The sequence below is a fragment of the Streptomyces sp. NRRL WC-3549 genome (assembly GCF_000721935.1).
Lineage (GTDB): Bacteria > Actinomycetota > Actinomycetes > Streptomycetales > Streptomycetaceae > Streptomyces.
On the sequence record NZ_KL585391.1, the window covers coordinates 198,357 to 207,012 of the forward strand.

The following is an 8,656-nucleotide window of genomic DNA, read 5'->3' on the forward strand; positions in this document are numbered from 1 at the left end:
GATGTGTATAAGAGACAGCTGGAAGACGGCCACGGCGGGGCGCGTCGCGCGACGGCCCTTGCGCACCGGCTCCTCGGCCTTGGTCGTGAATTCCGGCCGGCCCGCGGGGGCGGTGGCACGGCGGCGCTGGCGTCCGCGCGGCGCGGCCTCCTCCACCTCGTCGGCCTCGGCGGCGAGTTCCTCGGCCACGGCGGCGGGCAGGCTCTCGCCGGTCTCGGCGGCCTCCGCCTCGACGCTCTCGGCGGCGGCCTGCGGGGCACCGGCCGGGGCGGTCGCCTTACGGGTGGCGCGGCGGCGGCCACGGGGCGCCTCGGCGGCGGGCGTCTCCGCGACCGGCTCGGCTGCGGACGCCTCGGCGGCCGGGGCGGCGGCGGGCTCGGTCCTCTCGGCCTCCGGGGCGGTGGCCGCCTGCCGTGCGCCCTGCGGCGTCCCGGCCGGGGCCGAGGCACGGCGCCGGCCGCGCCCACGCGGGGCGGCGGTCTCGGCCACGGGGGCCTCCTGGGCGGCGGCCTCGGTGACGGCGGGCTCGGCGGCCGGGGCCGGCTCGGCCACGGCGGCGCTCTCGGCGGGCTGCGGGGGCCCGGCCGGAGCGGTCGCCTTACGGGTCGCGCGGCGACGGCCACGGGGCGCGGCCACGGGGGCCGGCTCCACAGCTTCTTCCGCGGCCTCTTCGGTCTCTTCCGCCTCGTCGGTCACGGCGGGTTCCTCTACGGGCTTGGGCGCACCCGCCGGAGCGGTCGCCTTACGGGTGGCCCGCCGGCGCGGGCGCGCCGCGGGCGCGGCCTCGACGGCTTCCGCGACCTCGTCCTGCTCCACGGCTCCGGTCGGCGTGTCCTGCGACTCGGCGGCCGGAGCGGGAGCGGCGGCCGGCTCCACGGCCTCGGCGGTCTGCGGGGCGCCCGCCGGAGCGGTCGCCTTGCGGACCGCGCGGCGGCGGGGACGCGCCGGGGCGGCGGTCTCGGGCTCGGCGGGAGCGGCCGGGGTGTCCTCGGCCGGTATGGCCGGCGTGACGTCCTCGGCGGCGGCCGCACCCGGCGCGCCGGACGGCGGGCCGGCCGGGCGGGAGGCCGCGCGGCGCCTGCGGCGCGGCGGCAGCTTGTCCCCGGGTGCGTTGTTCTCTTCGGTGTTCCCGGTCGTACCGGGTTCGTTCGGCTCGTGCATGCGGGCGGTTCTCCCGTCGCGCTCCCGGGCGCCGCGTCTGATTCCGGTCAGGCCGCTTCGCGTGATGTGCGCGTCGTACCTTCCGGGGCGCGGGCGCCGCACGGGAGCTGATGTATGGCTCGCCGGTTCCGTACGCGGTACGCACGGCCTGGCGAAAGTCTTATGGGGCGGTGCGCGGCCCGACCCAGGTGGTTCCCGGGTCAGAGGGCTGCGCCTACAACGACCGCCTACGCGGAGACCGCACCGTCCGTCACCGTCGCGACGGCGGCCGGGTCGGCCGTGGGAACGGCCGGGGCTGCCTCGCGGTCGGGCGCGAGCGGGTCGGTCACCGTGCCGGACTCCTCGTCGAAGAGCCCCTGCGCCAGCCTGGTCACCGCTGCGGGGACCGGCGGCGCCAGGTCGGCCACAGCTCGGAGACCGGACAGGACGTCGTCGGGTCGCACGGCGGGTGTCTCGTGCCGCACAACCAGGCGCAGTATCGCACAAGGCGTGTCTTCGGACCTATCAGGCCGGGGATCGTGTGCCTCCAGGGCGACGACGGCCGCGCGGGCGTCGAAGCTGCGCATCCCGTTCTTCGCCCGGCGCTGCACCTCGACGGACTCGGCGGCCAGGAAGGTCTCCACGGCGTTGCGCGCGTCCTCGGCCGCGACCCCGTCCAGCCGCAGCTCCCAGACGGAGGCGTCGAAGCTGGTGGACGTACGGGCGAGGACCCGGTCGTCCGCGGTGACGGCGAGGTGCCGTGCCATCCAGGCCATATGACCGGCGAGCGCGCCGTGCTCCACCACCACGCCCTTGGGGCGGCCGGTGGAGCCCGAGGTGTAGATGACGTACGCCGGGTCCTGCGGGGCGGGCGGCCCGGGGAGCGGCCGGGGGCCGTCCGTGCCGGGGGCCGCCGGGGCGTCGAGGGCGAGCCACGGCACGTCGGTGGGGGGCAGGCCCGCGTGGACGGCGGTGGTGGTGAGCAGCAGCGCGGGCCGGGCGTCGCCGAGCATGTGCCGGATGCGGGCGTGCGGGTACTCCGGGTCGACGGGCAGGTAGGCGGCCCCGGCCCGCAGCACGGCCAGCATGGCCACGACGGTGTCCACGGACGGCGGGGCGGCGACGGCCACCCGGTCCTCCCGTCCGGCGCCGCGCTCCCGCAGGAGGCGGGCCAGGGCGTCGGCGCGGGCGTCGAGTTCGGCGTAGCCGAGGCTCGTGTGCGCGTCGCGTACGGCGATCCGGTGGGGGGTGCGGGCGGCCTGCTCGCGCACCGCCTCCGGGACGGTCGGGACGGTGCGGGGCAGCGCAGCGCCGCGCCCCTGGGCGAGGAGGCGGTCGCGTTCGCCCGGCGTCAGCGGGTCGAGCTCCCCGACCGTCCGGCCGGGGTCGGTGACGGCGAGGGTGAGCACGCGTGCGAAGCGGTCGCACAGGGCGCGGGCGGTGCCGGCGTCGAAGACGTCGGTGGCGTACTCCAGGTAGCCGCCGAGACCGGCCGGGGCGTCCGGGGCGTCCGCGCCGGTGGCGCGGGGGCCACCGGGAACCTCGGTGGCCTCGGTGGCCTCCGTGAGCTCCGTGAGCGAGAACGTCAGGTCGAACTTGCTGATCCCGGTGTGGCGCGTCCGGTCGTGGACGGTGACACCCGACAGGTCCAGTTCCGCCCGCCGCTGGTTCTGGAGGACCAGCATGGTCTGGAAGAGCGGGTGGTGGTCACCGGACCGTTCGGGGTTGAGCGCCTCCACGATCCGTTCGAAGGGGAGGTCGCCGTTGCTGAACGCGGCGACACCGGACTCCCGCACGCGGCCCAGGAGTTCACGGAAGGCCGGATCTCCGGAGAGGTCCGTGCGCAGGACGACGGTGTTGACGAAGAACCCGACCAGGTCGTCGAGCGCCTCCTCGGTGCGCCCGGCCACCGCCGTGCCGAGCGGGATGTCGGTCCCCGCACCGTGGGCGTGCAGCGTCACGGCGAGAGCCGCCTGGAGCACCATGAAGGGCGTGCAGCCCGTGGTCCGCGCGAGCCGGACCAGCGCGGCGTACGTGGGCGCGGGCAGGGTGAAGGGGACGGTGTCGCCCCGGTGGCCGCGCACGGCGGGCCGCGGCCGGTCGAGGGGCAGGTCGATCAGCTCAGGCGCTCCCCTCAACTCCTGGGACCAGTACGCGAGCTGACTGCCGGCCAGGCTGCCCGGGTCGCCGTCGTCGCCGAGCAGCCGGCGTTGCCAGAGGGCGTAGTCGGCGTACTGCACCCGCAGCGCGGGCCAGTCGGGGGCTCCGGTGCCCGCGCTCCTGGCACGGTAGGCGGCGCCCAGGTCACGGAGGAGCGGGGCGAGGGACCAGCCGTCGGCGACGACGTGGTGGAGGACCAGCACCAGGACGTGGCGGCCGGGACCCGGACGGAGCAGACGGGCGCGGACGGCGGCGTCGCCGGTGAGGTCGAAGGGCGCGGCGGTCAGCCGGCGCACCGCCTCCTCGGCCCAGACACCGCCGTCCTCCCCGGCCGGGGGCGCCTCGACGTCGAGGGGGACGAGCGACGGGACGGCACCCGCGTCGAGGACCTCCTGCCGGGCGACGCCGTCGTGTTCGGCGAAGACGGTGCGCAGGCTCTCGTGACGGACCACCACGTCGGCCAGGGCGTCCCGCAGGGCGTCCGTGTCCAGTAGACCGTCGAGCGCGAGGACGAGCGGGACGTTGTAGGTCTCCCCCACGCCCTCCACGCGGTTGAGGAACCAGAGGCGCTGCTGCGCGGAGGACAGCGGGACCACGGCGGGCCTCCGCTGCCGGCCGAGCACGGGCCTGGCCGCCCCGGAGGTGTCGAGGGCGGCGGCCAGCGAGGCGACGGTGGGGTGGTCGAAGAGCGTACGCAGGGCGAGTTCGGCGCCCAGGGCCGCCCGCACCCGGCCGATGAGGCGGGTGGCGAGCAGGGAATGGCCGCCCAGCGAGAAGAAGTTGTCGTCGGCGCCGACGGCGTCCACGCCCAGGACGTCGGCGAACAGTCCGGCCAGGATCTCCTCGTCGGCCGTGCGCGGGGCGCGGCCCGTGGAGACCGCGGCCCGGGGGGCGGGCAGGGCCGTGCGGTCGACCTTGCCGTTCGGGTTCAGGGGCAGCGCGTCGAGGGGGACGACGGCGGAGGGCACCATGTAGGCGGGCAGGGCACGCCCGACGCGGCGGGTCAGCGCGGAGCCGTCCGGCCGGGCGCCGGGGCCGTGCACGACGTAGGCGACGAGTCTGCGGTCGCCTGGTACGTCCTCGCGGACCAGGACGCGGGCGGCGCGCACGTCCGGGTCGGCGACGAGCACGTTCTCGATCTCGGAGGGTTCGATGCGGAACCCGCGGAGCTTGATCTGCCCGTCGGCGCGCCCGACGTACTCGACGTCACCGGCGGCGGTCCACCGGTGCGGTACATGCGCCCGCCGGCCGCGTCGTAGGGGTCGGCGACGAACCGGGCGGCGGTCGGCGCGGCGCGCCCCAGGTAGCCCCGGGCGACGCCGTGGCCGCTGACGTACAGCTCTCCCACGACACCGGGCGGCACCAGGCCGAGGGTGTCGTCGAGGACGTACAGGCGCATGCCGTCGAGCGGCCGGCCGATGGGCGGCACACCCGTCGTGCCGGTGCCGACCGGGTGGCGGGCGGCGAAGGTCGTGGTCTCCGTGGGGCCGTACACGTGCAGGACGCGTGTGCCGGGGGCGGCGGCGGCCACGCGCCGCATCAGGTCCGGGGTGGCCGCCTCGCCGCCCGCGGCGACCATCCGCAGCCCGGCGAACGCGGCCGGGTCCGCCTCGGCAACCACGTCGAACAGGGCCGTCGTGAGGAAGAGGGCGGTCACCCGGTGCCGGTCCACGAGGTCGCGGAGCGTCCGCGCCTCCAGTACGCCGTCCGGGGCGACGACCACCCGGCCGCCGCGCAGGAGCGGCGTCCAGATCTCGAAGGTGGACGCGTCGAAGACGTAGGCGGAGTGCATCAGGACCGCGTCGGACACGCCGCCCGACCAGGTGGTGTCGGCGGTCAGCGCGAGGACGTCGGCGTGGGTGACGCCGACCCCCTTGGGCAGGCCGGTGGAGCCGGAGGTGAACATCACGTAGGCGAGCCGGTCGCCGTGGATCGCCCGGGGCAGCGGCCCCGGCAGCGGCGGGGCGCCCTGGACGACGCGGCCGGCCCGGTCGACGACGATCAGCGGCAGGCCGGCGGCGGCCCTCTCCCGCACCCAGGGCCGCGCGGCGGCGGCCTCGTCCGCCACCAGGGCGCGGACACGGGCGACGTCCGCGACCCGGCCGAGCCGTTCGTCGGGCCAGGCCGCGTCCATCGGTACGTACGCCGCTCCCGCACCGACCGCGCCGAGGGTGGCGGCCACCACGGCCGCCGAGCGGCCCACGAGGACACCGACCCCGTCCTCGGCCTCCAGGCCCCGGCCGGCCAGGGCGCCGGACAGCTCCTCGGCCGCCGCCGCCAGCTCCCGGTAGGAGAGCGTGACGGGACCGTCCGTCACGGCCGGGGCGTCCGGTGTCCGGCGTGCCTGTGCGCCGAAGGCCTCCGGCAGGCCCGCCGCCCCTGCCCGCGCGGGCAGGGGCGCGCCGCGTCCCTGGGCGAGCAGGGACCGGGCGGTGGTGTCGTCGAGCAACGGCAGTTCGGCGACGGGGGTGTCGGCGTCCGCGGCGGCCAGGGCGGACAGGAAGGACACCACGGCCCGCTGGTGCGGCAGCACGTCCTCGGGGCGGTACAGCTCCGGGTTGGCGTCGAAGCCGATCAACGGGCCCGTGCCCTCGGACCGTTCGGAGACGAAGAGGGACACGTCGTCGACCGGGCCGATGGACAGGACGCGGGAGGCGGCGGGGCTTCCGGCGAAGTCGAGGCCGTAGTCGTAGCCCATGATGTTGACGACGACACCGGCCAGGCGGGCCGCGTCATCGGTCATGTTCAGCTCGCGAGCGAGCTGTTCGCGGGAGAAGCGGCGGTGGCGCAGGGCTCCGCGCATCTCGGCGGCGACCGCGCGCACGAGGGCGCCCACCGTCAGGTCCGGGGCGAGGTCCACCCGCAACGGAAGGATGTTGGCGGTCATACCGATGATGTGCCTGAGCCCGCCGTGGCGGCCGTTGGAGGCGAGGCCCACCGTGACGTCCCGCGTGCCGGTGGCCCGGCCGACGTAGGCGACGACCGCGCTGACGAGCACGGCGGTCCAGGTGGTGCGGTGGGCGGAGGCGAGCCTCCGCAGGTCGTCGAGGACGGCCGGGGGCAGGGTCTCTCCGGTGTGCAGGCGTACGTCCGGGGCTGTGAGCGTGCCCGGCGCGGGGGCGTCGGTACGCCGGCGGATCAGCTCCCTGGCGGCGCCGCGCGCGTCTGCGCCGGCCCGGGCGCCGGACGTCTCCGCCGGGGCGCCGGAGGCGGGGTCCGCCGGGGGCGTGCCTGCCAGGTCCGCGAACTTGCCGGTCCAGTAGGCGCGGTCGGCCTCGTAACGCTCCGAACCGCGGTACGCCGCCTCGTCGGCCATGAGGTCCCGCAGGGGCGCGGCGGGCAGTTCGGCCGTGGCGACGTCCTCACCGTGCACGGCCCGCGTGTAGAGGTCGGCCACGGTGCGGGCGAAGACGGCGCCGCTGAGGCCGTCGATGGCTATGTGGTGGAAGCGGACGTACCAGTAGTGCAGCTCGGGGCCCAGGCGCAGCAGCGCGAAGTGGTGGCGCGGGGCCTCCAGCCGGTCGACGGTGCCCATGTCGTCGGCCAGATAGCGCTCGGCCGCGGCGGCGGGATCGTCGGCGCCGGACAGGTCGACGACGCGGAGCCGTCCGTCCCGGGCCGACGGGGGGCGGACGACCCGCTGGAGGACCGTGTCGCCCCGGGTGACGAACTCGGCGTCGAGGCTGTCGTGTTCGGCGAAGGTCCGGTCGAGCGCCGCGGCGAACAGGTTCTCGTCGAGGTCGCCGCGGATCTCGAAGCATTCCCCGATGTTGTATTTCGGGCTGTCCGGATCGACGAGTTGCCCGTACCAGACACCTTGCTGGGCCGGGGTCATTTCGAAGAACTCTTCGAAGGATTCTTCGGAAACCGCGCGTGAGGAGGCGGAGCCGTTTTCGTGCATGCCGATCTACACCTTTGGGGAGAGTTTTCGGGGATGACGAAGAAGGCGGGCCGGAGCCGCCCGCACCGGTGCGGCAAGGATCACCGGCAACGGGCGGCGAGAAGGGAGAGAACGTCGCCGAACCCGCGCCGTCAGGAAGTACCGGGTCCTACGGGCACCGGGCCACCGGAACTCTCCCTGAGGAGACCTCCCGGCAGACTCCGCTTTCTTCGCGCACCGAGGACGGGCCACCCGCTGGTCCATAGGTAGCCCATAAGAGGGTCGAGCAATGCGCCATCACAGCGCATGATCATTCAGGAGCACAACACGGATCGATCACCATTCACGTGCGATCACTTCCGTTCGCAACCGAACGAAGTCGATCGGATCCGAAGGCGGCGACACCTCGTCGACCTGGGGTGACGCCGGTGACGCCGCCCTTCGGTGACCGTCGCCCTAGCCGGCGTCGGTCTCCATCGCGCGCACCAGGCCAGCGGGGCGCATGTCGGTCCAGACGCTCTCGACCGCGTCCAGACACTCCTGACGCGTCCCCTCCCGGCCCTCGATACGCCAGCCGCCCGGGATATCGATGTGCGCGGGCCAGAGAGAGTACTGGCCCTCCTCGTTCAGCAGGACCACGAACCGCCCCGACTCGTCATCGAAAGGATTGGTCATGACCGTCCCCCACTTGTTCCGTTCCTGTTCTTTCCACGGCACGTCCATCGGTCGCTCACACGCACCCCGTCACGCACCGATTTCCTTCGGCGGCCCCACTGTCGGCCGATCCCCCTCGCGGCGCGGTCCCGGCCGCGTGGGGCGGAGATACGTTACGCCTCCGGATTCAACGGCGTACCGCCGGCCGAGCCCGGGTTCTCCCGTGCACAGCATTCACACTAGAGGACCCCAGGCGGCTGTAGATGCGAATTCCACCGATTACTTATGGGCACTTAATCGAACACCAGAAGAACAGGCTGGCCACGGACCTGTGCAAGCCACCTCTGGGGAAAGCATCCGGCCAGGCGATGTCCCCATCATCCAACTATCTACTCATATGAACCACCACCTTCCGGATAGCCATGCGCGCACGCCCGCAGAGAGCGCAGCGCACGAAGATCGCACCGCGCTCCCATGCGCCGGGCGCGTGCGCCCCGCGCACCGGACAGGGCGCAGAGGAGGCAGGCCCGCCCTCCGGCCGTCCGGCCGTCCGGCCGTCAGTCCGCAGGCCCGTCCGGGTACGGCCGCGCCCGTCGGGCGCCATAGCCGTCGGGAGCACCGGCGGGGGCACCGCCGGCGCCGGACACTCCGGCCCCGGTGGGTTCCGGGTCACGGTCCGGCTCGCCGGTGCCGTCCCGGGAGGGGCCGGCGGCGTACGAGGCGCAGGCGGCCCAGGCGAGGGCCGCAGCCAGGAGGTCCTCGGCGGCGGCGGCGACGGCGTCGGTGCGGGCGCCCGCCGTCCGGCGCCACTCGGATCCGGCC

At 75.2% G+C, this 8,656-nt stretch carries 1 protein-coding gene and 3 pseudogenes; all 4 read right to left on the bottom strand.

Annotated features, from left to right (window positions below):
- Window positions 1-1,161: pseudogene (locus IH13_RS0109500) on the bottom strand (ribonuclease E/G); the annotation flags it as partial.
- Window positions 1,162-1,388: 227 nt separating this feature from the next.
- Window positions 1,389-7,201, bottom strand: a pseudogene (locus IH13_RS45745) (amino acid adenylation domain-containing protein).
- A 435-nt stretch (window positions 7,202-7,636) separates the two neighbouring features.
- Window positions 7,637-7,855, bottom strand: a complete 219-nt coding sequence (locus IH13_RS0109510) for an MbtH family protein (RefSeq protein ID WP_031082821.1) — start codon at window positions 7,853-7,855, stop codon at window positions 7,637-7,639.
- Between the two features lie 536 nt (window positions 7,856-8,391).
- Window positions 8,392-8,656, bottom strand: a pseudogene (locus tag IH13_RS0109515) (hypothetical protein); the annotation flags it as partial.

Coding starts and splice junctions, on each gene's coding strand:
- IH13_RS0109510 (WP_031082821.1), bottom strand. CDS start 7,855: ATGACCAATCCTTTCGATGACGAGTCGGGGCGGTTCGTGGTCCTGCTG.